This is a genomic window from Pseudomonas parasichuanensis, from assembly GCF_021601385.1.
Classification (GTDB): Bacteria; Pseudomonadota; Gammaproteobacteria; order Pseudomonadales; family Pseudomonadaceae; genus Aquipseudomonas; species Aquipseudomonas parasichuanensis.
Map to the genome: position 1 here is coordinate 173,558 of NZ_BQHO01000001.1, position 26,280 is coordinate 199,837.

At 61.8% G+C, this 26,280-nt stretch carries 27 protein-coding genes; 8 read left to right on the top strand and 19 right to left on the bottom strand.

The genetic code is table 11. From position 1 onward, the window contains the following. Nucleotides 1-7: 7 nt before the first annotated feature. Both L6D77_RS00830 and L6D77_RS00835 read left to right on the top strand, forming a co-directional pair. Nucleotides 8-2,335: a fimbria/pilus outer membrane usher protein gene (locus L6D77_RS00830; protein WP_373870556.1), complete on the top strand. Its 2,328-nt coding sequence runs from the start codon at nucleotides 8-10 to the stop codon at nucleotides 2,333-2,335. Nucleotides 2,336-2,337: 2 nt separating this feature from the next. After that, nucleotides 2,338-3,306: a Csu type fimbrial protein gene (locus L6D77_RS00835; RefSeq protein ID WP_232879873.1), complete on the top strand. Its 969-nt coding sequence runs from the start codon at nucleotides 2,338-2,340 to the stop codon at nucleotides 3,304-3,306. A 240-nt stretch (nucleotides 3,307-3,546) separates the two neighbouring features. Here the strand turns inward: L6D77_RS00835 and L6D77_RS00840 are convergent, their stop codons facing one another. From L6D77_RS00840 to L6D77_RS00880, 8 genes are all read right to left on the bottom strand, one after another. Beyond that, nucleotides 3,547-4,695 (bottom strand): M14 family metallopeptidase, encoded by a 1,149-nt coding sequence (locus L6D77_RS00840; RefSeq protein ID WP_232879872.1) that lies wholly within the window; start codon nucleotides 4,693-4,695, stop codon nucleotides 3,547-3,549. A 130-nt stretch (nucleotides 4,696-4,825) separates the two neighbouring features. Further along, a complete protein-coding gene (locus L6D77_RS00845) occupies nucleotides 4,826-5,341 on the bottom strand; it encodes a DUF4880 domain-containing protein (protein WP_232879871.1) in 516 nt (171 codons plus the stop codon). A gap of 957 nt (nucleotides 5,342-6,298) precedes the next feature. Beyond that, nucleotides 6,299-8,050: a hypothetical protein gene (locus L6D77_RS00855; RefSeq protein ID WP_232879869.1), complete on the bottom strand. Its 1,752-nt coding sequence runs from the start codon at nucleotides 8,048-8,050 to the stop codon at nucleotides 6,299-6,301. Beyond that, nucleotides 8,050-8,625, bottom strand: a complete 576-nt coding sequence (locus L6D77_RS00860) for a YmfQ family protein (RefSeq protein WP_232879868.1) — start codon at nucleotides 8,623-8,625, stop codon at nucleotides 8,050-8,052. Before L6D77_RS00860 ends, L6D77_RS00855 begins: the two co-directional genes overlap by 1 nt. After that, nucleotides 8,622-9,692 carry a baseplate J/gp47 family protein gene (locus L6D77_RS00865; protein WP_232879867.1) on the bottom strand — a complete coding sequence of 357 codons (1,071 nt, stop codon included), beginning with the start codon at nucleotides 9,690-9,692 and terminating at the stop codon, nucleotides 8,622-8,624. Before L6D77_RS00865 ends, L6D77_RS00860 begins: the two co-directional genes overlap by 4 nt. Beyond that, a complete protein-coding gene (locus L6D77_RS00870) occupies nucleotides 9,692-10,042 on the bottom strand; it encodes a phage GP46 family protein (RefSeq protein ID WP_232879866.1) in 351 nt (116 codons plus the stop codon). The genes L6D77_RS00865 and L6D77_RS00870 overlap by 1 nt, the downstream gene beginning before the upstream one ends. Next, complete coding sequence (locus L6D77_RS00875; protein WP_232879865.1) at nucleotides 10,027-10,449, bottom strand: DNA-binding protein; 423 nt, start codon at nucleotides 10,447-10,449, stop codon at nucleotides 10,027-10,029. Before L6D77_RS00875 ends, L6D77_RS00870 begins: the two co-directional genes overlap by 16 nt. Nucleotides 10,450-10,493: 44 nt before the next feature. After that, nucleotides 10,494-10,781: a helix-turn-helix domain-containing protein gene (locus tag L6D77_RS00880; RefSeq protein ID WP_232879864.1), complete on the bottom strand. Its 288-nt coding sequence runs from the start codon at nucleotides 10,779-10,781 to the stop codon at nucleotides 10,494-10,496. 155 nt (nucleotides 10,782-10,936) lie between these two features. Between L6D77_RS00880 and L6D77_RS00885 the strand changes: the two genes are divergently transcribed. Beyond that, complete coding sequence (locus L6D77_RS00885) at nucleotides 10,937-11,698, top strand: XRE family transcriptional regulator (protein ID WP_309295643.1); 762 nt, start codon at nucleotides 10,937-10,939, stop codon at nucleotides 11,696-11,698. Between the two features lie 350 nt (nucleotides 11,699-12,048). Here L6D77_RS00885 and L6D77_RS00890 read toward each other — a convergent pair whose 3' ends face one another. Further along, complete coding sequence (locus L6D77_RS00890) at nucleotides 12,049-12,657, bottom strand: NAD(P)H-dependent oxidoreductase (protein WP_232879863.1); 609 nt, start codon at nucleotides 12,655-12,657, stop codon at nucleotides 12,049-12,051. Nucleotides 12,658-12,749: 92 nt separating this feature from the next. Here L6D77_RS00890 and L6D77_RS00895 point away from each other — a divergent pair, with 92 nt between their 5' ends. The 3 genes from L6D77_RS00895 (at nucleotide 12,750) to L6D77_RS00905 (ending at nucleotide 14,535) form a co-directional block, all read left to right on the top strand. Continuing rightward, on the top strand, nucleotides 12,750-13,346 hold the full coding sequence (locus L6D77_RS00895) for a TetR/AcrR family transcriptional regulator (protein ID WP_232879862.1): 597 nt from the start codon (nucleotides 12,750-12,752) through the stop codon (nucleotides 13,344-13,346). A 78-nt stretch (nucleotides 13,347-13,424) separates the two neighbouring features. Further along, nucleotides 13,425-13,994 (top strand): SPOR domain-containing protein, encoded by a 570-nt coding sequence (locus tag L6D77_RS00900; protein ID WP_232879861.1) that lies wholly within the window; start codon nucleotides 13,425-13,427, stop codon nucleotides 13,992-13,994. Nucleotides 13,995-14,109: 115 nt separating this feature from the next. Continuing rightward, on the top strand, nucleotides 14,110-14,535 hold the full coding sequence (locus L6D77_RS00905; RefSeq protein WP_232879860.1) for a GTP pyrophosphokinase: 426 nt from the start codon (nucleotides 14,110-14,112) through the stop codon (nucleotides 14,533-14,535). A 6-nt stretch (nucleotides 14,536-14,541) separates the two neighbouring features. On the opposite strand, the gene L6D77_RS00910 is transcribed toward L6D77_RS00905, so the two are convergent. The 9 genes from L6D77_RS00910 to L6D77_RS00950 form a co-directional block, all read right to left on the bottom strand. Beyond that, a complete protein-coding gene (locus tag L6D77_RS00910) occupies nucleotides 14,542-15,234 on the bottom strand; it encodes an endonuclease (RefSeq protein WP_232879859.1) in 693 nt (230 codons plus the stop codon). Nucleotides 15,235-15,240: 6 nt separating this feature from the next. Then, complete coding sequence (locus L6D77_RS00915) at nucleotides 15,241-15,483, bottom strand: DUF1654 domain-containing protein (protein ID WP_232879858.1); 243 nt, start codon at nucleotides 15,481-15,483, stop codon at nucleotides 15,241-15,243. A gap of 129 nt (nucleotides 15,484-15,612) precedes the next feature. Next, complete coding sequence (locus tag L6D77_RS00920) at nucleotides 15,613-16,038, bottom strand: GNAT family N-acetyltransferase (protein WP_232879857.1); 426 nt, start codon at nucleotides 16,036-16,038, stop codon at nucleotides 15,613-15,615. Further along, nucleotides 16,031-17,197 carry a ribosomal protein uL16 3-hydroxylase gene (locus tag L6D77_RS00925; protein WP_232879856.1) on the bottom strand — a complete coding sequence of 389 codons (1,167 nt, stop codon included), beginning with the start codon at nucleotides 17,195-17,197 and terminating at the stop codon, nucleotides 16,031-16,033. The genes L6D77_RS00920 and L6D77_RS00925 overlap by 8 nt, the downstream gene beginning before the upstream one ends. A gap of 81 nt (nucleotides 17,198-17,278) precedes the next feature. Continuing rightward, the gene (purB, locus tag L6D77_RS00930) at nucleotides 17,279-18,649 is read right to left on the bottom strand and encodes an adenylosuccinate lyase (protein ID WP_232879855.1); all 1,371 of its coding nucleotides are present in this window, start codon (nucleotides 18,647-18,649) and stop codon (nucleotides 17,279-17,281) included. Between the two features lie 221 nt (nucleotides 18,650-18,870). Continuing rightward, the gene (gene hflD / locus L6D77_RS00935; RefSeq protein ID WP_110993193.1) at nucleotides 18,871-19,497 is read right to left on the bottom strand and encodes a high frequency lysogenization protein HflD; all 627 of its coding nucleotides are present in this window, start codon (nucleotides 19,495-19,497) and stop codon (nucleotides 18,871-18,873) included. Continuing rightward, entirely contained in the window at nucleotides 19,494-20,618 is a 1,125-nt protein-coding gene (gene mnmA, locus L6D77_RS00940) for a tRNA 2-thiouridine(34) synthase MnmA (RefSeq protein WP_232879854.1), read from the bottom strand. Before mnmA ends, hflD begins: the two co-directional genes overlap by 4 nt. A gap of 58 nt (nucleotides 20,619-20,676) precedes the next feature. Beyond that, nucleotides 20,677-21,117, bottom strand: a complete 441-nt coding sequence (locus L6D77_RS00945) for an NUDIX hydrolase (RefSeq protein WP_232879853.1) — start codon at nucleotides 21,115-21,117, stop codon at nucleotides 20,677-20,679. A gap of 191 nt (nucleotides 21,118-21,308) precedes the next feature. Beyond that, the gene (locus L6D77_RS00950) at nucleotides 21,309-23,534 is read right to left on the bottom strand and encodes an NADP-dependent isocitrate dehydrogenase (RefSeq protein ID WP_232879852.1); all 2,226 of its coding nucleotides are present in this window, start codon (nucleotides 23,532-23,534) and stop codon (nucleotides 21,309-21,311) included. A gap of 542 nt (nucleotides 23,535-24,076) precedes the next feature. On the opposite strand from L6D77_RS00950, the gene icd reads away from it, so the two are divergent. Then, nucleotides 24,077-25,333 carry an NADP-dependent isocitrate dehydrogenase gene (icd, locus tag L6D77_RS00955; RefSeq protein ID WP_232879851.1) on the top strand — a complete coding sequence of 419 codons (1,257 nt, stop codon included), beginning with the start codon at nucleotides 24,077-24,079 and terminating at the stop codon, nucleotides 25,331-25,333. 73 nt (nucleotides 25,334-25,406) lie between these two features. Here the strand turns inward: icd and cspD are convergent, their stop codons facing one another. Continuing rightward, the gene (gene cspD, locus L6D77_RS00960) at nucleotides 25,407-25,667 is read right to left on the bottom strand and encodes a cold shock domain-containing protein CspD (RefSeq protein WP_269807320.1); all 261 of its coding nucleotides are present in this window, start codon (nucleotides 25,665-25,667) and stop codon (nucleotides 25,407-25,409) included. 230 nt (nucleotides 25,668-25,897) lie between these two features. On the opposite strand from cspD, the gene clpS reads away from it, so the two are divergent. Continuing rightward, nucleotides 25,898-26,272: an ATP-dependent Clp protease adapter ClpS gene (gene clpS / locus L6D77_RS00965; protein ID WP_028692390.1), complete on the top strand. Its 375-nt coding sequence runs from the start codon at nucleotides 25,898-25,900 to the stop codon at nucleotides 26,270-26,272. Nucleotides 26,273-26,280 lie beyond the last annotated feature (8 nt).

Genomic DNA, 26,280 nt, shown 5'->3' on the forward strand with positions numbered 1-26,280 from the left:
GGTGCGGGTGGCAGCGCACCGTGTGTGGCTGGGCCTGGCGGTACTGGTGCCCGGTGTGGGCGTGGCCGACGAACTGCCGCCGCCACCCACCGAGCATGCCGCCATCACCGATGCCACGCTGTACCTCGACCTGCTGGTGAACCAGGTGGGCAAGGCTGAGCTGGTGCCGGTGCAGCAGCGCGCCGGGCGCCTGTACCTGGACAGCGATGTGTTGCGCGCGGCCGGCATCAAGCTGCCCAGCGAGCCCCAGGGCGAGGTGGCGCTGGACGCCATTGCCGGCTTGCACACCGACTACGACAGCCAGAACCAGCGCCTGCTGCTGCAGGTGCCGCCGGCCTGGCTGCCCGACCAGCAGGTGGGCGGGCGCAGCCTGTACCCGGCCAGCGATACCCGCACCAGCTTCGGTGCCTTGTTCAACTACGACGCCTACCTCAACGACACCGATGACGGCGGTACCTACCTGGCGGCCTGGAACGAACTGCGGCTGTTCGACGATTGGGGCACGTTTTCCACCACCGGGCAGTGGCGCCAGGCGTTCAACGGCGCGCAGAGCGACACCCGGCAGGGCTTCCTGCGTTACGACACCACTTTCCGCTACACCGACGAGCAGCGGTTGCTGACTTATGAAGCCGGCGACCTGGTCACCGGCGCCTTGCCCTGGAGCACCTCGGTACGCATCGGCGGCCTGCAACTGTCCCGCGACTTCGGGGCGCGGCCCGACCTGGTCACTTACCCGCTGCCGGCCTTCGCCGGCGAGGCGGCGGTACCCACCTCGCTGGACCTGTTCATCAACGGCTACAAGAGCAGCACCACCGAGTTGCAGCCGGGCCCTTACACCCTGACCAACGTGCCGTTCATCAACGGTGCCGGCGAGGCGGTGGTGGTGACCACCGATGCCCTGGGCCGGCAGGTATCGACCACCTTGCCGTTCTATGTCACCAGCAGCCTGTTGGCCAAGGGCCTCACCGACTACTCGGTGGCCGCCGGCAGCCTGCGCCGCGATTACGCTGTACGCGATTTTGCCTATGGGCCGGGCGTCGCCTCGGCGAGCCTGCGCCATGGCCTGACTGACTACTTCACCGTCGAGACCCATGCCGAAACCGCCGCATCGATGATGCTTGGCGGCCTGGGCGGCAACCTGCAACTGGGCACCTTCGGGGTGCTCAACGCCGCCGTGGCCCAGAGCCGTTTCGACGGCGACACTGGCCAGCAGGTGGCGTTGGGTTACCAGTACAACAGCCGCCGACTCGGCTTCAATTACCAGCGCATCGAGCGCCATGGCGACTACGCGGACCTGTCGCTGGTGGACAATCCCTACACCCGGCTGAGCCGGCGCAGCGAGCAGGCCACCGTGAGCCTCAACCTGGACAGCTACGGCAGCCTGGGCGCCGGCTATTTCGACATACGTGCCGGCGATGGCTCGCGCACCCGGCTGATCAACCTGAGCTGGAGCAAGCCGCTGTGGGGCAACAGCAGCCTGTACCTGTCGGCCAATCGCGATGTCGGCGACAGCCAATGGGCGGTGCAGGCGCAACTGGTGATCCCCTTCGACCTGCACGGCACCCTGGCCTTCAGCGCCGAGCGCAGCAAGGACGGTCAGGACCTGCAACGGGTCAACTACAGCCACGCGGTGCCGGTGGGCGGCGGTGTCGGCTACAACCTCGGCTATGCCACCGGCGGTACCAGCGGTGACTATCGCCAGGCCGACCTGACCTGGCGGCTGCAGTCGGTGCAGTTGCAGGCCGGGCTGTATGGCAACCCCGAGCAGATGACCCGTTGGGCCGATGCCAGCGGCTCGGTGGTGTTGATGGACGCCGGGCTGTTCGCCGCCAACCGCATCGACGACGCCTTCGTGGTGGTCAGCACCAACGGCTATGCCGATGTGCCGGTGCGCTACGAAAACCAGCAGATCGGCCGTACCGACCGCAACGGTCACTTGCTGGTGCCGTACAGCAGCGGCTATTACCGCGGCAAGTACGAGATCGACCCGATGGAGTTGCCGGCCGATGTGCTGGCGCCACAGGTGGAGCAGCGCGTGGCGGTGCGCCGCGGCAGCGGCTACCTGCTGGAGTTCCCGCTCAAGCGCGTATTGGCGGCGAGCCTGGTGCTGGTGGATGGCAACCAGCAGGAACTCAAGCTGGGCAGCCGGGTGCTGCACCAGGAAAGCGGTGGCGAGGCGGTGGTGGGCTGGGATGGCCTGGTCTACCTGGAGAACCTGTCGCCGAGCAACCACCTGCAGGTGGACAAGGCCGATGGCGGGCAATGCCAGGTCGCGTTCGCGTTGCCCGAAGGGGAGGGGCCGATTCCGCTGATCGGCCCGTTGGTGTGCCAGTGAGGATGGCGGCGCGTTGCGCATGGTTGCTGGCCAGCTGGATGCTGCCGGGCGCGGCCTGGGCCTTGTGCAGTTCGGTGGCGACGGCGCCGGCGGCGTTCGGCTCGATCAATTCGACCCTGGTGCGCACCACGATACAGAGCGCCTCATCCAGCAACGCCGGGCTGCAGTGCACCGGCTCATTGCTGTCGCTGCTGGCCACCAACGATCACTTCTACGCCACCATCACCTCCAGCACCAGCGGGCTGGTGGGGCCGATGGGTGATGTGATCCCGTACACGCTGTACGCCAACGCCACCACCAGCTACCCGATTGCCCGTGGCGTGCAGTTCGACTTCGCCCGTAACGGCATCATCGATGCCCTGGGGCTGCTCAATGGCACCACGCCCAAGACTGTGCCGCTGTACCTCAAGACCGTGATTGGCGCCAACGTGGCGGCAGGCTTGTACACGGAAACGTTGAACATTGCCTGGAGCTGGAACTACTGCGCTGGCGTCGGTGCATTGGGCGCCTGTGTGCTGGGGCGGGATATAGGCACCGGCAACCAGACCCTCACCGTCACCCTCACGGTCAGCAACGACTGCCAGATCACCAGCCCCAACATCAGTTTCGCCAGTGCGCCGGTGGTGGCCGGGTTCGGCACGGTGAACCAGAGCATCGGCCTGTCCTGCACCAAGGGCAGCGCCTACACGGTGGGGCTGGATGACGGGCAGAACGTGAGCGGTGGGCGGCGGCGCATGAAATCCAGTGCCGGCAACTACCTGGCCTACGACATCTTCAAGAGTGGTGGCAGCGTGCGCTGGGGCGTGTTGTCGTCGGCGCGGCGATCGAGCAGTGATGCCGATGTGAACCCCGGCAATGGCACCGGCACGGGCAGCCAGACGTTCAACTACAACGCCAAGGTGTATACCGACCAAGCCACGCCGCCGGCGGGGAGCTATCTGGACAATGTGATACTGGATGTGCAGTTTTGAGTAACCGAGGGCTGCTGTGCAGCCCAATCGCTGCGGTTCGTCGTCACGACAAGCCAGCTCCTACAGGGTCAGCGCATGGCTCGGGCTTATGCAGTCAGATGGGAGCAACTGTCTTGTACTGCCTGTGCTGGCCTCATCGCTGGCAAGCCAGCTCCCACAGGATTACCCATGACTCCAGGTCAGCGCGGTCAGGGTGGGAGCTGGCTTGCCAGCGATTGGGGCGCTCAGCGCCCCTTTCATTCAGCGCAGGTCGTCGACCATCTTCTGAAGCGTCTCCAGTACTGCGCCGGCCAGCGCTTTCGACCGTTCGCCCGACCAGCCTGTCAGCGGATTCGGCGCATCGTCATGATCCTTGAACGGCATCTCAAGGGTCAGCGACAGGCAGTCATACGCCTGGCCCACGGCGTTGCAGGCCAGGGTCATGTTGGCCTGGCCGGGTTCGTCGCGGGTGTAGCCGTACTTTGTCTGGAAGTCCGGCGTCAGGCTGCACAGCGTGCTGCGGAACTGCTCTTCCAGCTTGGCGATACGCGGCGTGTAACCGGGGTTGCCCTCGCAGGCGGCGGTGAACACGTGGGGGATTTCCTCGTCGCCATGGGCATCGACGAAGGCGTCCACGCCATGCAGTTTCATCTGGCTCTGGGCGAAGAACACCTCGGGGCTCAGCTCGACACTGGCGTCCTGCCAGGCGCGGTTGAGGTCCTTGCCCTTGAAGTTGGTGCGCAGGTGGCCGAGGAAGGCACCGTCCGGGTTCATGTTGGGGATCAGGTACAGGTCGGCCTTGGCCAGCAGTTGCTGGATGACGTTATCGTTGGCCTGCAGGCGGTCGATCACGCCTTCCATGAACCATTCGGCCATGTGCTCGCCCGGGTGCTGCTGGGCGATGATCCACAGCTTGCGCTTGCTGGCGGCGCCGTCGCCGGCACGTAGCAGCGGAATATCGCGGCCCTGCACGCTACGCCCGCTGGCCAGCAGCGTTACGCCGGGGATCTGCCGGGCACGTTCGATCAGCTGGTTGTGGCGGGCGCGGGGGTAGGGTTCGAAGTAGGCGAACCACACCTGATCCTGCTCGGCCTTCAGCTCGAAGCTCAGCGCCTTGCCGTCGAACTGGCTGGGCACGCGGAACCAGGTCTGCTGGTCGTAGGAGGCCACGGCGTTGTAGCCGTCCCAGGCGTTCTTGTAGGAAGACTCGGCAGCGTTGTCCAGGCTGAAGCGGTGGACCTGGCCGGGGGTGAGGCCGCTGACCTTGAAGTGGAACCACTGGAAGTGGCCACTGTGGGTGTCCGGGCGGATATTCAGGTGGACCTGCGCGGGGTTGCTGGCGTCCAGCACCAGGATGTTGCCGGAGTCGAAGTCGCAGTCGATGTGCAGCGGGGACAGCGTCACGGTCATTGCCAGTCTCCTGTCTTGGCGTTGTTGTGACGGTACTGTACACCGCATGGCGGCGGCGTTGTGCAGCGAATGTCGCCTTGGCCATTACGCCTCAAGGGCTAACCCGCTCCTACAAGGATCGCGTCAGCCTTCAGGCCCACAAGCCCAGTGCCACCAGCGCGGCGACACCCAGCCCAACCGCAATCGAACACCCGCCCAACGACAAGGCGGCGCGCCCTTGCCGATACCAACCGTCGTCGCCCAACTGGCGTGCCGGCGCAAGCAGGCTGCGCCAGCGCAGCTCCGTCTGTTGAAAGGCGTGCAGGTGTTCGGGGGCGGCATCCAGCCAGCGGCGGAAGTCGATGCGTTCGCTGGCGGTCACTTCAGGGCTTTGCAGGCGCACATACCATTGCCCGGCAATGCTGGCGACGGCATCACCCTGGGCGCGGGTGGTCTGCAGGGCCTGGTTCATGTGGCGCTCGATGCTGATCAGGGGCAGGCCAAGGCGCTCGGCAATGGCGGCGAAGCCCAGCTGGTCGAGGCGGTTAAGCAGAAAGACTTGCTGCACCCGGCGCGGCAGGCGTTGGAGTGCATGCATCAGGTTGTCCTGGCCATGCTGCTCGGCAATTTGCGGGTCATGCTCAAGGGGCAGTAGCAAGCGGGTCATGAACAGCTCCTTGCTCATTGGGGGAGGAGTGGGGGCATCTTCCTTGACGCGAGATCAGCTTAATCTTAACGAGATTGATTCTCAAGTGCTGATTCGGCAAAGATTTGTAATGAGCATTCACGTCCTGACACAGTTTTGCTATCATCGCCGGCATCAACGATCTTCATTAGCCTGAAGAGCCAAAAAAAATGACCCGGCAAAAAGCCGGGTCAAAAACCGTGATTAGCCTGATGAGGAGATAATCTGAGCGTCCGACCTGAGGACGTTGCAGGTTATCCAGCGGGTCTCGCGACCAGCTGAGTGCAATAATAATCGTTATCATTTGCCAGTCAAATGATTTTTCCGGTTATCGGTAAAAAAATCTTCCTGACGTGCTGTAAGCGCGCGCCGGATTTGGCACCGCGCAGCGCCGGATTTGGCACTACCGCTTGAGTACTCACGCGGGTAGGGCAGAACCCAGGCGTAGCCGATCTAACCAGATCAGGGCTTCCGATAGACGGTAGCCCTTCGATCGCTTCAGCTTCTGCCCCCCTTGAAGCTAGACCGCCTGCACAACCTCCTCAGAGATCCAGGGCGGGGGCACAGGTCGATGCTCTCTCGAAGGGAACAGCTCAGACTGCGGCCAATCCCGCAGAGCCTGTAGAAAGGCTAGAAGCTCGGCATATTGACCCCCTGCCAGCGTTGTAGGCCTCCCTAGCTCCAGCTCGTCGCGATGCCGATCACGCAACGCGCCGTAGATAGGCAACTGCTCATCCCGCCATTCGCGCTCTTCGTCTGCCGACGGAGGGAGGTAGAAAGACTTTCGCTCAGCATCCCAATAGAACCTGGTACTTTCAGGCGCGCTGGGCACTTCGGTGTACCCCCGCTCAGCCAGCTCATTGTGGTCTGTTTCTGGGTCACCCAGCCAACTGCCATAGAACTGACCACTTGGAAGGCAATAGAAAAGCTGAATAGCACTCATGGTTTAATCCTTATCCGTGCACGCCAGTTAGCGAGGTTCATTGTTGTGGCTGCACCGGTCCCCTTAGTCGGCAATGCCCAGGTCGACGAGGACGGCCCAAACCCGATGGTGACCGTTGAAGCGTTTACGTCGTATGCATAGGCCCCCGTAGTCGAAGCTACAGAGGTGTTGTCTTGCATCCAACCCAAAGCCTTGAAGCTCTCACCAGGCTGCCATCCACCTTGTGCGGCGACGCACTCCCAAAAGACCTCTACAGAGTCAAGCGAGGGCACATAGCCTAAGTTGTGACTCACAACCACCGGCGCACCGGCCGTGATCTGAATGTGACCGGACAAAAACCCCGCTGCCGCTTGCTTGGTCTGCAACTCCAAGCCGTTCCACTTCAAATGCCCTGTTGCATCCATGTGCAACTTGCCGCCGTACTTACCGGCCCAATGAAAGGCAATGCCTGGCCCCCATTGATCACCGGCCTCTGCGGGCGCCCATTCACCGACTAGCTGAACTTCGCGAATCTCTAAAGCAGTCGAGTCCCAGTTTCCCGTGCTGACGGGTGAAGCCAGCCGGGGGCGCTGCTGGCTTACATCGCCAACTCTCAACTTGTCAGCCACCGCCGTTTGCACAAATGCTGTCGTTGACAACTGCGGGCCGTTTGTTCCCGCTGGAGCAGTTGGCCCCTTAGGCACTCCGGTGAACGTCGGACTTTCTAGGGCAGCCTTGGCCGCAATGGCGCTTTCAAGGGCTGTGAAATCAGTATGGCAAAGCAGCGTGTTCGAAGCGTCGGTGAAGACCGCTGCAATTTTGCCCGGGGCAACTTCAACACCTGCACCTGCCGCCATTTTCACCGTCAGTTTGAAGGCTCCGCCGGTTGCATTACGGACTGTATAGCTGTTGAAGCCACTCGGCAGAATGATCGTGCGATCACCGGTCAACACACCAACAAGGTAGATGAGATGCTTGCTGGCATGATCAGCCGTCAATGCAAAATCACCGCTGCCCGCTACATCAATATGAGCCAGTCCATGCATCAGGTCGCGGACATACTTAGCGTTGACCGCCAACGTCCCCCACTCCAATGAACCGGGCGTCGGCACCCTTGGTTCGCCGGTAAAATCAGGGCTGTTACGCGGTGCAGCATCGGTTATGCCGTAACCGGCCAGAGTAGTGGCCTTTGCCGCCTTGCCTGCCAGCAGATCATTTACTTGGACTTTCGTATAAGCGTCGGCAATCCCGTAACCGCCCAGAGTAGTTGCCTTGGCCGACATGCCCGTCAGCAGATCATTTACTTGAACTTTCGTATAAGCGTCGGCAATGCCGTAACCGGCCAGAGTAGTCGCCTTGACCGCCATGCCCACCAGCAGATCATTTACTTGGACTTTCGTATAAGCGTCGGCAATGCCGTAACCGCCCAGAGTAGTCGCCTTTGCCGCCTTAGCCGCCAGCAAATCATTTACTTGGACTTTTGTATGGGCGTCGGTAATGCCGTAGCCAGCCAGAGTTGTTGGCTTGCCACCGAGGTCTGGGAACTCAACAGATGTCTTAGCTAAACGCACTACCGCTTCGTAGACTTGGGCGTCATTCGCTTTGTTCGGCGAAAGGCCCGCTCGCGCTAAAAGATTAACAAGCTCTCGCTGTATTGCGTTGAGCCACATAGCCTTGATATGTGTCGCAGGTATTCCACCGGCTGGATAACCCTCCGTGAACTCTCCTGCGCCATCAGCCGTATCGGTACTGTCGCTGATCTTCTGCATTATTTAACTCCATAGCTGAAAATAAGGGTTGCATGAGCAGGCTGCATTGCCCTCATGCGACACTCTAGAAGTTTGTTTCCCCAAACTGCTAAAGCCTCGCCAGCGGCTGCACTGCCAGCTTTCGCCACGAAGACCGTCACCGGCTCGGCGTTAATCATCCACGCGGATGTCCAAGCGGCACCGTTTACAGCGTCTCCAGCGACCGCAATACCGGCCCGCGCCGGCTTGAACTCGGTAATGGTTATGGTGTATCCGAGACTTGCAGCCAGCTGAATGAAGAACGCTTTTGACTGACCGCCCAAACAATTCAACTTTGCCAGGACTGCGGCAATACGCTGTCGCACTGCAAGGCTCTCACCAGTAACACAGGGATCAGGAAGACCTAATACACGCTCCCAATCATCAAGGGCGGCGCCTGTTTCAGGCCAAATCCGGTCATAGAGGCGATCACCGCTAACCTGTGCGATATCCAGGGCGGTCGCTTCGGCATCTAGCGAGGCCGACAGTACCGGAGCCCCTACGTTGTAAGACTCAGGCGGAAGTAACAACCGAAGCTGCGCGGCTAACTCTTTCAATTGAACACCTGGAGGGTCAGTGTGCCTGGCCTGATCCAGCCAATTGCACCGTCGACATCAGTAGGCTCAATATTGGACGTTGGCGTAAGCAACTCGTAGTCAGCCACTCCAGCCAGGTTGCCTAACACGGTATTGATCCGATTGCGCTTTAGGCTGACGTTCGGCTCTATGGCGCCAAGCTCTAGGTTATATGCAGTTTGCGCAGCACTTTGAACGTCTGCCAGCGTGTAGCCGCTTACTAGTTCAATGTTGGCCTTTGCATCGACTACCCGAATCAGTGGAGGAAATACAAAGACTTCGGCTGTGACAGGGCGAAGCTTTTCAATGTGCTCAGCGCAAGCCGCAACAACTTGATCTGAGGGCGCTCCATCTTGACCGGTAATCACTACGTCAACCGTATTAGGACCACGGCGCTTTGGCAGGATGGTGGCCGATGCCACACCATCAATCTCTAATGCCCATCGCTTGTAATCATATCCGGCGCCGCCAGCAGGGGGATTACGCATGAGGTCAAGCAGGCGCACCAGTACCGATGCCGAGGCCTCGATATCGCCACCACCTGCCAATGGCTTATCGATAGACGCCATTGCATCAATGCCGAGCGGTGGACTGGTGAGCATTACCGCGCCAGATAGGCCATTCGAGCTAGCACCAGTGTTTTGTGCCAAGACGGGTACTTGTGCACTTCCTGAAGCACTTATCGTGACAGCAGCCGTAGAGTTTAAAAGAACACCAGTTGCGACATGCTTTAAAGCGCTACCACTATTCAGAGATACGCCAGCAGTACCTGATATCGTAACAATGCCCGTCGCCGCGACGGAATCTCGCCGCCTGATATTGCGGTTACCGGCATGGTGCAGCATCTCCGCTTCGTCGGCAGTGTCCGGGAAAATCTGACGATATAGCCACGCCTGATGCTGGTACAGCCCTTCTATGGCTGCCGAGACAGCAGCGGCGCGTATGAAATTATCCGAATCGCTTCCAATGTCGGCATCTGGTAGCTGACTGCGGATGTCCCGCAAAATTGAATCGCGGATGCCTTCATAACTTGGTGGTTTAAATGGCATCAGATCACCCTGATATTGTGAGTGAACGTTTGTGCCTGGCCATCCGCTTGAGCAACCTCCACACCCAAACGTAGCCAGCCGTTATGCGGCTGCTCAGCACTTACCGTGATGGAAATTGCTCGCCCATCGCTCAGTAACGGCTGAAGCGCACTTTCAGCGTATTGAACTGCCAGGCGCCCTACGCGGGGCCTGTCCTTTTCACGACGCAGGGTATAGAGCAGAGACCCCAAGTTAGGATCAGCCCAGTAGCTGCCCAACGGGGTTATAAGTCGAAGGTAGACGGCATTGGCAAGTGTGTTGATACGCTTGCCGGTTGCGTCGCCAGTGAGGGGGTTTATGCCTGCGTCCATAACAGGCGATTTTCCTTACGTCGGCAAGAAAGGGTACTGATGGCCACCTTCTGCGAAACAACATCCGCCAGGCGCTCGACTTCTCGGCAAAATGCCAATCGAGCGAGCATCACCGAACGCTGTTTTTCGTTTAAGTGTGACGAGCTTTTTGCGTCCTGCTGAACGACGTTCTGCGCGCTCAGCTCTACTGGCAGGCTGACGCTCGACTCTGCAACCGAGCGCGCCAGAATCGCGGCTTGAGTTTCAGGAGGCAGAACAGCGAGGCTGTACTCAGTTGCCTTGGAGCCATCGCGCCGCCGGCCCTGCCAGTCTGCCTTGCCACGAATCTGGACTGCCCGTTCTGTGCCGGGCATACCTGGCAGCCCCGCGAGTTCGCGAGCAGTGAACCAGCCAAGTTGATTGGTCATCGATCCAAACCTGTTATGTGTTCTTGGTAATAAGCGTTAGACTTCTAGCCGTTTTCCGAAGGCGTCTCAGTTCGTGCGCCTCGCTGCCGGTTAGGGGTGCCGTCGCTATTCCAGCGTTCAGGCCAGACCTGCTGGGGGGTGAGGCCGATGGCCTTGGCTATTGCGGTTTCCATCCTTGGATAGGGACCACGCTTCACGTTGTGAAGGGCGTTGCGCTCAACGCTAAGTTGGCGGGCGAGCTTCGACAGGGAGGTGCCGTGTGCGCGGAGCTGGAATTTGATCCACTCCCAGCGCAGCTCGGGGTCCTTCGGAATTCCGTTAGCTGGTTTCATTTTCTGTTTCCGTAGCCACTGAAAAAGGTGGTTTTTTTGGGGGTTCTAACGTTCCCTTGTGAATAAGCTAGCCGTTTTCAGAAGGACGCACAACAGAAAACAGAAGATTCGTATCAGGTTTTTGGCATTTGCATGCCGGAAAATGACGCAACCCCTTGTTCTATCAACAGTTTTTCGGAAAGCGAAATTTCGGATTGCCCGACAAATGGCATTTCGCTTTCCCCTTACTGGAATCCGAAATGTCGAAAACTGAAATCCAGGCATTTGCAAAAGCCTTGGGGGATCGCATCAGGCACTGTGTGGGGCTCGCAGGGAGCGGTGAGGAGCTGTCCCGCCGCACTGGGATTCCTCGCAGCACGCTTGAGTCGTACCTGAACGGCGAAAGCGAACCCAAGGTGTCTCGCCTTGTGGCGATTGCGCATGCCGTTGAAGCCGATCTTGAGTGGCTAGCCACGGGCGCGCTTCGCCAGGTTGCAGTCGATGCGCCCTCTGACGACGAGGTTTATGCATACATCCCGCTGTATGACGCCCATATCAGCCAGGGGCACGGTGCATGGACAGAGGGGGCGAGGGTGCTTACCAAGCTGGCGTTTACCCGCTACAGCTTGCGAAAGAAGGGGCTTTCCCCGGAAAAGCTTGCGGCTGTGCGAGTAGACGGGGACTCAAACGAGCCCATCCTGAGTGATGGCGATACGGTGATGGTCGATCTGAGCCGCGACGTGCTCCAGGGGGAGGCGTTCTACGTGATACGCCTGGATGACCTGCTCTATGCAAAGCGGCTGCAACGCCTCTACGACGGCAGCGTGAAGATCATCAGCGCGAACACGGCCTATGAGTCGATGACCGTTCCGCATGAGCGGCTCAGCTCGCTGCATATCATTGGCCGCGTGGTGTGGGCCGGTGGCTGGATGATCTGAGGCCCAGATGCCAAAGAGCCCGCTAAATGCGGGCTCTTTTCGTTTTGTCGCCGGTTTATGGTTTTGCGCCTGTTTGGCACCACTTTTCTCAGCGCTCCTTCCTCTAGCCCAGTCTTTCCGGGCTTTTCCACTTTCTTCCCGCTTCTTCCCTCTTCATTTCGCTTAGTGCCAAACACATAACGTCCTCACACGTGCTCCTCGTCCCCGGCAAGTGGGGCTTTTGCCGTTTGTCGGCTATCTTGTTTTCCCTTCTGTTTCGCGCCTGAATGGCCCCCCCTTTGCCGTGGCATGGCGCCGCGCTGTGTGAGTTGGCGGCCGATTTGACACAGCACGCTATTGCCGCTTCTTGTCTATGAGAGGCAAGCGAGGGCGGGACTGCTTTCGAACACTCGCTCGCCCAACTGCCGCGCGCGTTTTAGATTGGCGAGGTTGTCCTGGATTTCGCTGTCGGCAAGCAGCGTGGTGCTGAGCACCTTGGCGCCGCAGTAATCGAAGATGCCGTGTTCGATCTGGGTTGCCATGGCCTGGCTGTAACCATGGCGTTCAAAGGTGGCAGCGTCCGCACCGGCCACGCCGACCAGGTGCACGTTCAGGCCGCCGAGCTTTTTGATCAGTTTGCCATCGGCGTGGTAGTCGAATGCCCAGCCATTGCTGAACACCCGTTCCACCCAACCCTTGAGCAGGGCCGGCAGTGACCACCAGTAGATGGGGTAGACCAGCACCAGGGTGTCGGCCCGCTCGATGCGCGCTTGCTCTGCCAGCACATCCGCCGGGGCTGCAGCCTGGCGGCGGTGCACGGCGTGGTCGGCAAGGCCGAAGCGTGGGTCGAACTGTTCGGCCCCCAGGTCGGCAAGTTCGCTGGTATGGCCAGCTGCATGCAAACCGGCGGCAATCTGCTCGGCGAGTGCATGGGTGAGGGATGCGGGGTCGTGGTGACCAATGACGATCAGGGCATGCATGGCAAGGGCTCCATCAGCGAGTGCAGGAAAACCGTGAGCGCTATATACTCGCGGTAAGTTACCGTTGGTAAGTTACTTTTGGTAGGTAATCGATGTCAAGCGATGACAACACCGCCCCACGCAAACGCCTGTCCCGGGAGCAGCGCCGCCGTCAGCTGCTCGATGTGGCCTGGCAACTGGTGCGCGAGGAGGGCACGGAAGGCCTGAGCCTGGGCCGGCTGGCCGAGCAGGCAGGGGTGACCAAACCCGTGGTGTACGACCACTTCGAAACCCGTTCCGGCTTGCTGCTGGCGTTGTACCAGGAGTACGACGCCCGCCAGACCGCCATGCTCGACAATGCCTTGGCCGGCAGCGCTGCAGACCTGCCGGGCCGGGCGCAGGTAATCGCCGACGCCTATGTGAATTGCGTGATCAGCCAAGGGCGGGAGATACCCGGGGTCAGTGCGGCGTTGGCCGGCTCACCGGAAATGGAGGCGCTCAAGCGTGCCTACGAAGGGCCGTTTCTCGACAAATGCCGGCAGGCGCTGGCGCCGTTCACTGCCAGTGGCAATATCGATACGGCCGGCTTGCGGGCAGTGGTCGGGGCTGCAGAGGCGCTGTCGCAGGCTGCGGCGATGGGGGAGCTCGCACCGCAAGTCGCCCGCGAGGAATTGCAGGCGACCATCGTTGCCATGGTCGAGCGGCGGTGATCCTGCCCCGTGTGCAGAACCCCGGACTCAGACCCGGGTCATGCTAGAATCCGCCCCTTCGAATCTGGAGGTAGACGCGTGCGTAAACTGGCTGTGGTAATGGCGGTGTTGGCCCTGGCGGGCTGCAACAACGAGGTCGAAGGGGTGCACAACCAGGTGGCTGAACACCTGAAAAACCCCAAGACGGCCAAGTTCGCCAACGTGCGCTTCGATACCCAGGGCTCGATCTGCGGCCAGGTACGTGGCAAGGACGATGCCGGGCAGTACGAGGCTTACCGTAGCTATGTGGCGATCAAGCACGACGGCCAGTACCAGATCCTGATCGATGACAGCGGCAATAACCTGCGTATCCGTGAGATCTGCGGCGGCGCCGAATTGCAGCGCCGCGCCGATGCCCTGGCCGACCAGCCGGCCCCGGAAGGCTGGGATGTGGAAGTGATCCAGGGCCCGAACATGGGCGCCTTGACCGACATGACCGCGCGCCTGATCGAGAAGGGCATCCCGTCCTGGGTCGAATACCGCGAGGGCAAGCCGGTGGTGCTGATCGGGCCTTACCCGAGCAAGGCCGAGGCGGATGCGCGCAAGGCGGAAGTCATGGCCAAGCTGGGCACCGACTCGATTGTCATCCAGCACGGCGTCGCGCGCTGACAGGGCCGTCAAGATTTCGTCATGTCGCGGGTGGCTTACCCTTGGCAGGGCCTTGATGTCGAAGGACATTTTTACCGGCTATGCTGAAGGGGCGAACGCTGAGCAGGAGAGCCACATGGCAACGCTGGAACGTGCCATCGCGCTGGCCACCAAGGCACATGAAGGGCAGTGCGACAAGGGTGGGGCGGCCTATATCCTCCACCCGCTGCGGGTGATGGCGCGGGTGACCACGCCCGAACAGCGGATCGTCGCAGTGCTGCACGATGTGCTGGAAGACACCCCGTTCACCCTCTCCGACCTTGCCCGCGAAGGCTTCCCGCTGAAGATCCTCGCTGCGCTGCTGGCCCTGAGCCGGCGCGAAGGTGAAAGCTACCAGGCCTTCGTCATCCGCCTGGGCGTCGACCCGCTGGCCCGTGAAGTGAAGCTGGCGGACCTGGCCGACAACAGCGACCTGTCGCGCATCGCCCGTCCGGGCCCGGCAGACCTCGCCCGCCTGGCCCGCTATCAGCAGGCCAGCGCCTACCTGCAAGCGCTCGGTTGAGCGCCGTCAGCCACAGGCCTTGAGGTTGACCGGCCCGACGAACGCGTTGCCGTGGCCCATCACGCACGCGACCCGCTGGTTGCGCTGCAGTTCCCAGGCTTGCGGCGGGTAGGTCTTGTTCCACGCCTCGAACAATTGGCGGTCCTGTTTCGACAGGCGCAGGTCGTACTGCTGGCTCATATAGAAGTAGGTGCGCGCGATCATCCCGCGGATCGACGGGCGCGGCATGACTTTTTTCGCCTTGAAATCGACCTGGGTCAGGCAGCTGCCGTACTGGCCCTGCTGCACCGGCAGCCAGCCGAAGCTGTAGTTGCTGCGGTCGCCGTTCACTTCACCAATGCTCGGCACCAGGTTGTGCAGGTCGGCTTCGGCGCGCTGATAGGTTGCATCGTTGCGCGCGCAGTTCTTGCGCCCGCCACTCTGCCAGCACTGGCGCTGGTGGCCGATCTGCCAGGCCGGGACGATATGCTCCCATTCGATGCGCGCGGCGCGTTGGGCGTTCTTGCGCGGCGCGTAGCCGCACGACGCCAGGTCGACCTTGTTGCCGTTGTATTTGCAGCCGCAGTAGAACTCGGTGGATTGCGGTGCATACAGGCGCCAGGCGACCTGCTTGGCTTCCTGGAAGGTGCGCGGGGCGTCGGCATGGGCAAGCGGGGTACTCAGCAGCAGGCAGCTGGCCGCGAGAAGCAGAACTCTCATGGGCAGTCAGTCTTCCTTCGGTACTGTCCAGAAGATCTGCACGCCACCGTCATCGCGGTGGGCGAGGGTGACGTTGTCGTTTTCGGCGATCTCTTCGAGCAGGGTGTCCCAGTCTTCGGGCGTTTCCTGTTCGAGGCGGAAGATCAAGGCGGCGCGGCTGCGCTGGGCGATGGGGCTGTTGATGATCTTCTGGATGCGCTGACCCAGTTGTTCATAACTGCTTGGCGTTGCTGCAGAGGTGCTGGCCACGGGGCGTTCCTTGTTGTGCTGTATGTGCATACAGTATTTCACTGTAGGCCGTTTCGCAACAACTGGCAGGAAGAAACCGTGTAGGTGGTGTTGGGGCCGCGAGGCGGCCCCAGGCATTACTCAGGTGATTCAGCGCGAATCACGCACCATGTCGACGTGCGGGATACCAGCCTCGAGGAATTCCTCGCTGACCACGCGGAACCCCAGGCGCTCGTAGAACGGGGTGGCGTGCACCTGGGCGCTGAGCATCTGTTGCTTGAGGTCGCGGTTCTGCGCCTCGCTGATGACCGCATGCATCAGCGCATCGCCCACGTGCAGGCCGCGCCAGTCCTTGAGCACCGACACCCGGCCGATGGTGCCGTCAGGCAGCAGGCGGGCGGTACCGATCGGGTAGTCGCCTTCCATGGCCAGGAAATGCACGGCCGTAGGGTCTTCGGCGTCGAACTCGAGCTCTGGCGGCACGTGCTGTTCAGCCACGAACACGGCGCTGCGGATGCGGTGGATGTCGGCGTTGTCTTTGTGCCAGTCGGCCAGGCGAACGCTGATCTTATTCATCGGCGAACCCCAGGCTGCCTTGCATGACCAGTTGCTGAATCAGCATCAGGCCGTCTTCGTCCTGCAGCCACTGGCCAAGGTTGTCGATGTGCAGGGCATCGGCGGCGCACACCAGCTTGAGCAGTTCGCGCAGCTTGGCCGGCAGCGGGCAGCTGCGGCCGCTGGCGAACAGCATCAGGTCGTCGTTGAGCTCGGACCAGGCCATGCGTGCGCTTGGGTTGCGGATCAGCACGGCGCCTTGTTCGAGGTAGTTGACCAGGTCCTCTTCGCTCAGCTCTTCACCGGCAACCTGCTCTGGGTAGCGTGGCTCGGTCATGAACTGGCCGAACCAGGTCAGCAGCAGGTCCTTGTCGGACATGTGCTTGTCGATCAGGGCCTTGAGGCGGTCGAGGGCGTCGTGCTGGATCTCGTGCGGGTCGCTGACCGGCTGGGCGTCGGCATCGCTGTAACGCTCTTCTTCGGGCAGGAACTGGCCGAGGAAGTCGGTGAAGTGGGTCAGCACTTCGGCGGCGCTCGGTGCGCGGAAGCCCACCGAGTAGGTCAGGCACTCGTCTTCGGCCACGCCGTAGTGGGCCAGGCGCGGAGGCAGGTAGAGCATGTCGCCGGGCTCCAGGGTCCACTCGTCACTCTGTTCGAAGTCAGCGAGAATGCGCAGGTCGGCGTGGTCGATCAACGGGCTGTCGCTGTTGCACATCTGGCCGACTTTCCAGTTGCGCTTGCCGTCGCCTTGCAGCAGGAACACGTCGTAGTTGTCGAAGTGCGGGCCGACGCTGCCACCAGGGGCGGCGTAGCTGATCATCACGTCATCGATACGCCAGCTAGGCAGGAAGCGGAAGTTTTCCAGCAGCTCGGCCACTTCCGGCACGAACTGGTCCACGGCCTGGACCAGCAGGGTCCAGTCGCGCTCGGGCAGGTCGCTGAAGGCGTCTTCGGCGAACGGGCCGCGGCGCAGCTCCCATGGGCGCTCGCCGTGCTCGAGCACCAGGCGCGACTCGACTTCTTCTTCCAGGGCCAGGCCGGCCAGTTCGTCGGCGTCGATGGGGCTGATGAAGTCGGGGAAGGCCTGACGCACCAGCAGCGGCTTCTTCTGCCAGTAGTCGCGCAGGAATTCACGGGCCGTGAGGCCGCCCAGCAGTTGCAGTGGAGTATCAGAATTCATGTTCAACCTATTGATAAAACGCAATTTTTGTACCGGAATAAAAACGCCCGGCCAGGCCGGGCGTTGTACGCGACGGTCAGCTTAGACGCGTTTGGCCTGGGCCACGGCGTTGCCGATGTAGGTCGCAGGCGTGAGCAGCTTGAGCTCGGCCTTGGCGTCGGCTGGCATGTCCAGGCCGTCGATGAAGGTCAGCAGCGCTTCAGGGGTGATGCCCTTGCCACGGGTCAGCTCTTTGAGCTTCTCGTAGGGGTTCTCGATGTTGAAGCGGCGCATCACGGTCTGGATCGGCTCGGCGAGGACTTCCCAGCAGGCGTCCAGGTCGGCGGCGATGCGCGCTTCGTTGACTTCCAGCTTGCCGATGCCCTTGAGGCTGGCTTCGTAGGCGATGACGCTGTGGGCGAAGCCCACGCCCAGGTTGCGCAGCACGGTGGAGTCGGTCAGGTCACGCTGCCAGCGCGAGATCGGCAGTTTGCTGGCCAGGTGCTGGAACAGTGCGTTGGCGATACCCAGGTTGCCTTCGGAGTTTTCGAAGTCGATCGGGTTGACCTTGTGCGGCATGGTCGAGGAGCCGATTTCGCCGGCAACGGTCTTCTGCTTGAAGTAGCCCAGCGAGATGTAGCCCCAGACGTCGCGGTCGAAGTCGATGAGGATGGTGTTGAAACGGGCGATGGCGTCGAACAGCTCGGCGATGTAGTCGTGCGGCTCGATCTGGGTGGTGTACGGGTTGAACTCAAGGCCCAGCTCGTCTTCGATGAAGGCGCGGGCGTTGGCTTCCCAGTCGATCTGCGAGTAGGCCGACAGGTGGGCGTTGTAGTTGCCCACGGCGCCGTTGATCTTGCCCAGCAGCGGCACGGCGGCTACCTGAGCGATCTGGCGCTCCAGGCGGTAGACGACGTTGGCCAGCTCTTTGCCCAGGGTGGTCGGCGAAGCCGGCTGGCCGTGGGTGCGCGACAGCATCGGCACGGCGGCTTGGGTGTGGGCCAGGGAGCGGATCGCTTCGGCGATCTGGCGCATCAGTGGCAGCAGCACTTCGTCACGGCCGGCGCGCAGCATCAGGGCGTGGGACAGGTTGTTGATGTCCTCGCTGGTGCAGGCGAAGTGGATGAATTCGCTGACCTTGGCCAGCTCAGGCAGTTGAGCGGCCTGCTCCTTGAGCAGGTACTCGATGGCCTTGACGTCGTGGTTGGTGGTGCGCTCGATTTCCTTGACGCGCTCGGCGTGCTCGAGTTTGAAATCAGTGGCCAGGCTGTCCAGCACGGCGTTGGCTTCGGCGCTGAACGCCGGCACTTCGCCGATTTGCGGGTGAGCGGCCAGGCGCTGGAGCCAACGCACTTCGACCAGGGCGCGGAAACGGATCAGGCCGAATTCGCTGAAGATGGGGCGCAAGGCCTGGGTTTTGCCGGCGTAACGGCCGTCTACAGGGGAAACCGCAGTGAGCGAAGAGAGCTGCATGGGGTGTTCTCGGACAGTCAGGCTTTTGGGGGGCGCATATCATACATGAAAAATGCGCCGGGGTCGGGTGGCTGACCAAAGGTCGGGCCATTTCGAATCGGGTGTAAGACCCTGTGGGAGCGGGCTTGCCCGCGAACACCGGCGTAGCCGGTGCCATCCACCGATTCGCCTGCTTCGCGGGCAAGTCGCAGCGGCGTACCGCCGCTCCCACAGGTTCTACGTCAATCGTTGGTGCGCATCATGCCGTACAGCTCGTTGAGCAACTTGCGCCGGCTGAACACCAGCTGCCAGCGGTGCCCGCCCAGCTGGCGCCACAGGCGCGCGGCGCGGATGCCGGCCAGCAGCAGGGCGCGAATCTTCGAGGCGTTGTTGGCTTGCTGCAGGAAACGCATGTCGCCGTGCACCTGGATGCGCTGGCGCAGGGTGCTCAGGGTGTCCTGGTACAAGGCTCCACTGGAAGCGATGACGTTATCGTGAACCAGGCCGAAATGCTCGGCCTGGGACTGGATCTGCGGCAGGCGGTTGCCGATGGTGTCGAGCAGGTCGCCACGCTTGGCCAGTTGGCGCTCAAGGCCCAGCATGGACAGCGCATAGCGCAGCGGTTCGCGTTGCAGGCTGCTGGGGTCGCGCTCCAGGGCGCCGACCAGCGCACGGTAGCCGTCGCGCAGGTTGAGGTCGTCGCCGCCGAACACTTCCAGGGTGTCCTTGGGGTCGCGCACCAGCAGGCTGCCGAGCATGCAGCCCAGCGTGGCTTCGCTGGCCTGGCCGGTGCGGGCGATGCGGTCCACCAGCACGGCAGCCTGGAACACGCCACCCAGGGCGATCAATTGCTCCTGCAGGTTGCTCATGCGCGCGGGCTCCACGGCTCGGCGACTTCGATCACGCCGCCGCCCAGGCACACTTCACCGTCGTAGAACACCACCGACTGGCCAGGGGTGACGGCGCGTTGTGGCTCGTCGAATACGGCGCGGTAGCCGCTTTCGGTCTGTTCGAGGGTGCACTGCTGATCACCCTGACGGTAGCGCACCTTGGCGGTGAGGCGGCGCGGGCTGCTCAGGTCGATGGGGTTGACCCAGAAGATGTCCGAGGCCAGCAGGGCGCGGGAGAACAGCCAGGGGTGTTCGTTACCCTGGCCGACCACCAGCACGTTGCGGGCCAGGTCCTTGTGCAGCACGTACCACGGCTCGTCGCTGGCATCCTTGAGGCCGCCGATGCCCAGGCCCTGGCGCTGGCCGATGGTGTGGTACATCAGGCCGTGGTGGCGGCCGATCACTTCGCCGTCGGTGGTCTGGATTTCACCGGGTTGCGCCGGCAGGTACTGCTTGAGGAAATCGCTGAAGCGGCGTTCGCCGATGAAGCAGATACCGGTGGAGTCTTTCTTCTTGGCGGTGGCCAGGCCGTGTTTCTCGGCGATGGCGCGCACTTCGGGCTTTTCCAGTTCGCCGACCGGGAACAGGGTGCGGGCGATTTCTGTGCCGCCGACGGCGTGCAGGAAATAGCTCTGGTCCTTGTTCGGGTCCAGGCCCTTGAGCAGCTCGGTCAGCTCGCCGGTATCGCGGCGGCGCACGTAGTGGCCGGTGGCAATCAGGTCGGCACCCAACGACAGGGCGTAGTCGAGGAACGCCTTGAACTTGATTTCGCGGTTGCAGAGGATGTCCGGGTTGGGCGTGCGGCCGGCCTTGTATTCTTCGAGGAAGTGCTCGAACACGTGGTCCCAGTACTCGGCGGCGAAGTTGGCGGTGTGCAGCTTGATGCCGATGCGGTCGCACACGGCCTGGGCGTCGGCAAGGTCTTCGCGGGCGGTGCAGTATTCGGTGCCGTCGTCCTCTTCCCAGTTCTTCATGAACAGACCTTCCACCTGGTAGCCCTGTTCGATGAGCAGGAGGGCGGAGACGGAAGAGTCCACGCCGCCGGACATGCCGACGATGACGCGGGTCTTGGCGGGGTCTTTGAGTGCTGGGCTGGTCATGGCTACCGGTGTGTATCAGGGGGAAAAGCGCGGATTCTATCAAACCCGCGGCGTGGCGTCAGTCGCGCAGCAGTTCGAGGCTGTGCAGCGGGCCTTTGAGGTAATCGTCGAGGCAGCGGGGCACCAGCTCGCTGCGCCAGCGCGAGGGCTCGGCCAGCAGCTCGTCGCGGGTCAGCCAGACGGCGCGGACGATGTCGCTGTCCAGGGCCAGGCCCGGGTGGTGGCGTACGGGGCGGGCGGCGAAGCAGATGCGCTGGTAGGTAACGCCGTTGCTTGGCGCGGTATAGAGGTAGATGCCGACCACGCCGGTGAGTTCGACTTCCCAGGCGGTTTCCTCGAGGGTTTCGCGCAGGGCGGCCTGGGGCAGGGTTTCGTTTGGTTCCAGGTGGCCGGCGGGTTGGTTGAAGACGTGCCGGCCGGCCTTGAACTCTTCGACGAAGAGGAATTTGCCGTCCTGTTCGACGATGGTGGCGACGGTGATGTGGGCTTGCCAGGTCATGCACTACTCCTTGAGGGCTGACGCGTACCCTGTGGGAGCGGGTTTACCCGCGAATGCGATGGTGAATGCAATGACGCATTCGCGGGTAAACCCGCTCCCACAGGGCCCGCGTAGGCCGCTGGAAATCATTGATCCAGAAAGCACAAACCCCGGTGCGTGGCCGGGGTTTGTGCTGTTACGTCAAGCGAACCTTACAGGGCGGCAATGGCGCTGTTCAGGGTCTGGCTTGGGCGCATCACCTTGGCGGTCAGCTCGGCATCCGGGGCGTAGTAGCCACCGATGTCGGCCGGCTTGCCCTGAACGGCGTTGAGCTCGGCGACGATGGTCGCTTCGTTCTCGGCCAGGGCTTTTGCCAGCGGGGCGAAGCGCGCCTGCAGGGCGGCGTCGTCGCTCTGGGCGGCCAGTGCTTCTGCCCAGTACAGGGTCAGGTAGAAGTGGCTGCCGCGGTTGTCGATACCGCCGACCTTGCGCGAAGGCGACTTGTTGGTGTCGAGGAACTTGCCGGTGGCCTGGTCGAGGGTGTTGGCCAGGACCTTGGCGCGCGGGTTGGCGTAGGTGTTGCCCAGGTGCTCGAGCGAGGCGGCCAGGGCCAGGAATTCACCCAACGAATCCCAGCGCAGGAAGTTCTCTTCGACCAGCTGCTGCACGTGCTTCGGTGCCGAACCGCCGGCGCCGGTTTCGAACAGGCCACCGCCGTTCATCAGCGGGACGATCGACAGCATCTTGGCGCTGGTGCCCAGCTCCATGATCGGGAACAGGTCGGTCAGGTAGTCGCGCAGCACGTTGCCGGTCACCGAGATGGTGTCCTTGCCTTCGCGGATGCGGGCCAGGGAGAACTTGATGGCGTCGACCGGGGCCAGGACGCGGATGTCCAGGCCAGTGGTGTCGTGATCCTTCAGGTACGCCTGCACCTTCTCGATCATCACGCCGTCGTGGGCGCGGGCCGGGTCCAGCCAGAACACCGCTGGGGTGTTGCTCAGGCGGGCGCGGTTGACGGCCAGTTTGACCCAGTCCTGGATCGGCGCGTCTTTGGTCTGGCACATGCGGAAGATGTCACCGGCTTCGACGTCCTGCTGCAGGACGACCTGGCCCTTGCCATCGACCACGCGCACGACGCCGTCGGCCTTGATCTGGAAGGTCTTGTCGTGGGAGCCGTATTCTTCGGCTTTCTGAGCCATCAGGCCAACGTTCGGCACGCTGCCCATGGTGGTCGGGTCGAAGGCACCGTTGACCTTGCAGTCTTCGATGGTGGCTTGGTAGATGCCCGCGTAGCAACGGTCCGGGATCACGGCCTTGGCGTCTTGCAGCTCGCCGGCGGTGTTCCACATCTTGCCCGAGTCGCGGATCATCGCGGGCATCGAGGCGTCGACGATGACGTCGCTCGGTACGTGCAGGTTGGTGATGCCTTTGTCCGAGTTGACCATGGCCAGGGCCGGGCGAACGGCGTACAGGGCCTGGATGTCGGCTTCGATCTCGGCCTGCTTGTCAGCTGGCAGGTCCTTGATGCGGGCGTACAGGTCGCCGATACCGTTGTTGGCGTTGAAGCCTACTTCGGCCAGGGCTGCGGCGTGCTTGTTGAGCACGTCGCCGTAGAACTCTTCGACGATCACGCCGAACATGATCGGGTCGGAGACCTTCATCATGGTGGCTTTCAGGTGTACCGACAGCAGCACGCCGGAGGCCTTGGCATCGGCGATCTGTTCGGCGATGAAAGCCTTGAGCGCTTTGCGGCTCATGGTGGCGCAGTCGATGACTTCGGCGGCCTTGACCGCAGTCTTTTCTTTCAGGACGGTGGTGCTGCCGTCCTTGCCGACCAGCTCGATGCGCAGGCTGTCGTCAGCCTCGATCAGTGCGGCTTTCTCGCTGCCGTAGAAGTCGCCCTGGGTCATGTGGGCAACGTGCGACTTGGAGTCGGCGGCCCAGGCGCCCATCTTGTGCGGGTGCTTGCGGGCGTAGTTCTTGACCGACAGCGGCGCGCGGCGGTCGGAGTTGCCTTCGCGCAGTACCGGGTTCACGGCGCTGCCCTTGATGCGGTCGTAGCGCGCGCGGGATTCTTTCTCTTCGGCGCTGGCTGGCTCGTCGGCGTAGTCGGGAATGTTGAAGCCCTTGGCTTGCAGTTCCTTGATGGCGGCCTTCAGCTGCGGGACCGAAGCGGAGATGTTCGGCAGCTTGATGATGTTGGCTTCAGGGGTGGTGGCCAGCTGGCCCAGTTCCGCCAGGTGATCGGCTACCTGCTTCTGGGCGCCCAGTTGCTCCGGGAACGCCGCGAGGATGCGGCCGGCCAGGGAGATGTCGCGGGCTTCGACGGCGATGTCGGCGCAAGCGGTGAAGGCTTCGACGATTGGCAGCAGCGAATAGGTGGCGAGGGCGGGGGCTTCGTCGGTGAAGGTGTAGATGATCTTGGAACGGGTGGGCATGCGGGTTAACTCTCTATGTGCTGAGCGTACTCGAGTCTCGAGGTGCGCAGGGTAGGCGCTTCGCCCTGGCATCGCCATGAGCGGAAAGTCGAGAGGCTGCGAGCGGTGATGGTGGATGCATCAGTCGAGCGTCAAGTGCTGGGGTGCGGTAACAACCCAGGCTTCGTGGCCATTCATGGCCAAGGGCGGTCCGCATTTTCCTGGGATTCGCCCCGATGACCCTGCGGTCGCGGCGCAGTATATCAAACCCTTTGGTCGATTCAGCAAGGTCAAGTGCGATCGCGCCATTTATAAGACCAAAGACGTAGGGGCAATGTGGCGCGATGTCGCAGAGGGGCAGCGGTAAGCTTCAAGCTTCGAGCGGCAAGGAATATGGGCTGTGGGCCCATCGATCCAGCGAGTTTCTGATGAGTGCAGTCGCTGGAAATGCTTGCGAGCCGCTTGCCACTTGCCACTTGAAGCTTGCAGCTCGGAAAAGCTGGTTTAGGCTCAGTGCATCGCACGTTTTTCAATCACACCAGCGAAAAGCGGAGTAGTGCAGCATGGGATACCAGAAAATCAAGGTTCCGACTGACGGCAGCAAGATCACCGTCAATGCAGACCATTCGCTCAATGTTCCCGACAACCCCATCATCCCCTACATCGAGGGCGACGGTATCGGCGTGGATGTTTCGCCGGTGATGATCAAGGTGGTGGACGCAGCCGTGCAGAAGGCCTACGGCGGCAAGCGCAAGATCGCCTGGATGGAGGTGTATGCCGGCGAAAAGGCCACGCAAGTGTATGACCAGGACACCTGGCTGCCCCAGGAGACCCTGGATGCGGTGAAAGATTATGTGGTGTCGATCAAGGGGCCGCTGACCACGCCGGTCGGTGGCGGTATTCGCTCGCTCAACGTGGCGTTGCGCCAGCAGCTCGATCTGTATGTGTGCCTGCGACCGGTCGTGTGGTTCCAGGGGGTACCCAGCCCTGTGAAGAAGCCGGGCGACGTCGACATGGTGATCTTCCGCGAGAACTCCGAAGACATTTACGCCGGTATCGAGTGGAAGGCCGGCTCGCCTGAAGCGAACAAGGTGATCAAGTTCCTCAAGGAGGAAATGGGTGTTACCAAGATCCGCTTCGACCAGGATTGCGGTATCGGCGTCAAGCCGGTGTCCAAAGAGGGCACCAAGCGCCTGGTGCGCAAGGCGCTGCAGTATGTGGTGGACAACGACCGCAAGTCGCTGACCCTGGTGCACAAGGGCAACATCATGAAGTTCACCGAAGGCGCGTTCAAGGATTGGGGTTATGAGGTAGCCCGCGACGAGTTCGGCGCCGAGCTGCTGGACGGCGGCCCGTGGATGAAATTCAAGAACCCGAAAACCGGCCGTGAAGTGATCGTCAAGGATGCCATTGCCGACGCCATGCTCCAGCAGATCCTGCTGCGTCCGGCCGAATACGATGTGATCGCCACCCTCAACCTCAATGGTGACTACCTGTCCGACGCGCTGGCGGCGGAGGTGGGTGGCATCGGCATCGCGCCGGGGGCCAACCTGTCGGATACCGTGGCCATGTTCGAGGCTACCCACGGCACCGCGCCGAAGTACGCCGGGAAGGACCAGGTCAACCCGGGGTCAGTCATCCTGTCTGCCGAAATGATGCTGCGGCACATGGGTTGGACCGAGGCTGCCGACCTGATCATCAAGGGCACCAACGGGGCTATTGCGGCCAAGACGGTGACCTACGACTTCGAGCGCCTGATGGACGGTGCGACGCTGGTCGGCAGTTCCGGGTTTGGTGAGGCAATGATCAAGCACATGTGAAACGGGTAAAAAAACCGGCCGCCTCTTTATAAAGAAGCGGCCGGTTTTTTCGTATACCGGCAATATGCAGGGATCAGGCTTGCAGGGGGACGGCCGGGGCGGCATTGCTTGTGCTGGTGTCAGCGCTGTTGGTGGCGTTCTGAATGTTCACCGCATGCAGGCCCTTGGGGCCTTGCAAGAGGTCGAACGTCACGGCCTGGCCGGCTTTCAATGTTTTGTATCCTTCCATCTGGATGGCGGAGTAATGGGCGAACAGGTCGTCGCTCTTACCCTCCTCATTGATGAATCCGTAGCCCTTGGCATTGTTGAACCACTTGACTTTACCGCTTGCCATCCCTATGTCCCTCTGCAAAGGACTCCATCACTGGAGTATCATCCACGTCATCCGCATACGAACCTTGCGAAAAATCTGGTTGACTGCGCGGATCTTTATCGACCACGGTGGGTTCTTATTGGTTGTAACACCGTTTTGCCGATAGTCAAGGTCAGCCGGCGCCCGCGCCGACAGGGGCCTGTGCGGTCAACTCACCACCTTAACCTGTCGATCATGATGAAATTCTTTCCATGCATGTACCCAGTGAGATTCGACTAACATTCAATCAGGACCGCCCGCAGTCCCATGAGGACGGGCATGAGGATGATGGTGCCGGCCTTGCGGTGCAGGAGGCCAAACCCATCCTGCAGGCGCCACCGATGTACAAGGTGGTTTTGTTCAATGATGACTACACACCAATGGATTTCGTCGTCGAAGTGCTCGAGACGTTCTTCAATCTGAACCGCGAGCTGGCGACCAAGATCATGCTGACCGTCCATACCGAAGGGCGGGCAGTGTGCGGATTGTTTACCCGGGACATCGCCGAGACAAAGGCCATGCAGGTCAACCAATACGCCAGGGAAAGCCAGCATCCGCTACTCTGTGAAATCGAGAAGGACGGTTAATCGCCGAC

What these genes read in the sequence shown, in the direction of transcription:
- L6D77_RS00835 (WP_232879873.1), top strand. Translation starts at nt 2,338, where the DNA reads ATGGCGGCGCGTTGCGCATGGTTGCTGGCCAGCTGGATGCTGCCGGGC.
- L6D77_RS00840 (WP_232879872.1), bottom strand. Translation starts at nt 4,695, where the DNA reads ATGACCGTGACGCTGTCCCCGCTGCACATCGACTGCGACTTCGACTCC.
- L6D77_RS00845 (WP_232879871.1), bottom strand. Translation starts at nt 5,341, where the DNA reads ATGACCCGCTTGCTACTGCCCCTTGAGCATGACCCGCAAATTGCCGAG.
- L6D77_RS00855 (WP_232879869.1), bottom strand. Translation starts at nt 8,050, where the DNA reads ATGCAGAAGATCAGCGACAGTACCGATACGGCTGATGGCGCAGGAGAG.
- L6D77_RS00865 (WP_232879867.1), bottom strand. Translation starts at nt 9,692, where the DNA reads ATGCCATTTAAACCACCAAGTTATGAAGGCATCCGCGATTCAATTTTG.
- L6D77_RS00870 (WP_232879866.1), bottom strand. Translation starts at nt 10,042, where the DNA reads ATGGACGCAGGCATAAACCCCCTCACTGGCGACGCAACCGGCAAGCGT.
- L6D77_RS00875 (WP_232879865.1), bottom strand. Translation starts at nt 10,449, where the DNA reads ATGACCAATCAACTTGGCTGGTTCACTGCTCGCGAACTCGCGGGGCTG.
- L6D77_RS00880 (WP_232879864.1), bottom strand. Translation starts at nt 10,781, where the DNA reads ATGAAACCAGCTAACGGAATTCCGAAGGACCCCGAGCTGCGCTGGGAG.
- L6D77_RS00890 (WP_232879863.1), bottom strand. Translation starts at nt 12,657, where the DNA reads ATGCATGCCCTGATCGTCATTGGTCACCACGACCCCGCATCCCTCACC.
- L6D77_RS00895 (WP_232879862.1), top strand. Translation starts at nt 12,750, where the DNA reads ATGTCAAGCGATGACAACACCGCCCCACGCAAACGCCTGTCCCGGGAG.
- L6D77_RS00905 (WP_232879860.1), top strand. Translation starts at nt 14,110, where the DNA reads ATGGCAACGCTGGAACGTGCCATCGCGCTGGCCACCAAGGCACATGAA.
- L6D77_RS00910 (WP_232879859.1), bottom strand. Translation starts at nt 15,234, where the DNA reads ATGAGAGTTCTGCTTCTCGCGGCCAGCTGCCTGCTGCTGAGTACCCCG.
- L6D77_RS00920 (WP_232879857.1), bottom strand. Translation starts at nt 16,038, where the DNA reads ATGAATAAGATCAGCGTTCGCCTGGCCGACTGGCACAAAGACAACGCC.
- L6D77_RS00925 (WP_232879856.1), bottom strand. Translation starts at nt 17,197, where the DNA reads ATGAATTCTGATACTCCACTGCAACTGCTGGGCGGCCTCACGGCCCGT.
- purB (WP_232879855.1), bottom strand. Translation starts at nt 18,649, where the DNA reads ATGCAGCTCTCTTCGCTCACTGCGGTTTCCCCTGTAGACGGCCGTTAC.
- hflD (WP_110993193.1), bottom strand. Translation starts at nt 19,497, where the DNA reads ATGAGCAACCTGCAGGAGCAATTGATCGCCCTGGGTGGCGTGTTCCAG.
- mnmA (WP_232879854.1), bottom strand. Translation starts at nt 20,618, where the DNA reads ATGACCAGCCCAGCACTCAAAGACCCCGCCAAGACCCGCGTCATCGTC.
- L6D77_RS00945 (WP_232879853.1), bottom strand. Translation starts at nt 21,117, where the DNA reads ATGACCTGGCAAGCCCACATCACCGTCGCCACCATCGTCGAACAGGAC.
- L6D77_RS00950 (WP_232879852.1), bottom strand. Translation starts at nt 23,534, where the DNA reads ATGCCCACCCGTTCCAAGATCATCTACACCTTCACCGACGAAGCCCCC.
- icd (WP_232879851.1), top strand. Translation starts at nt 24,077, where the DNA reads ATGGGATACCAGAAAATCAAGGTTCCGACTGACGGCAGCAAGATCACC.
- cspD (WP_269807320.1), bottom strand. Translation starts at nt 25,667, where the DNA reads ATGGCAAGCGGTAAAGTCAAGTGGTTCAACAATGCCAAGGGCTACGGA.
- clpS (WP_028692390.1), top strand. Translation starts at nt 25,898, where the DNA reads ATGCATGTACCCAGTGAGATTCGACTAACATTCAATCAGGACCGCCCG.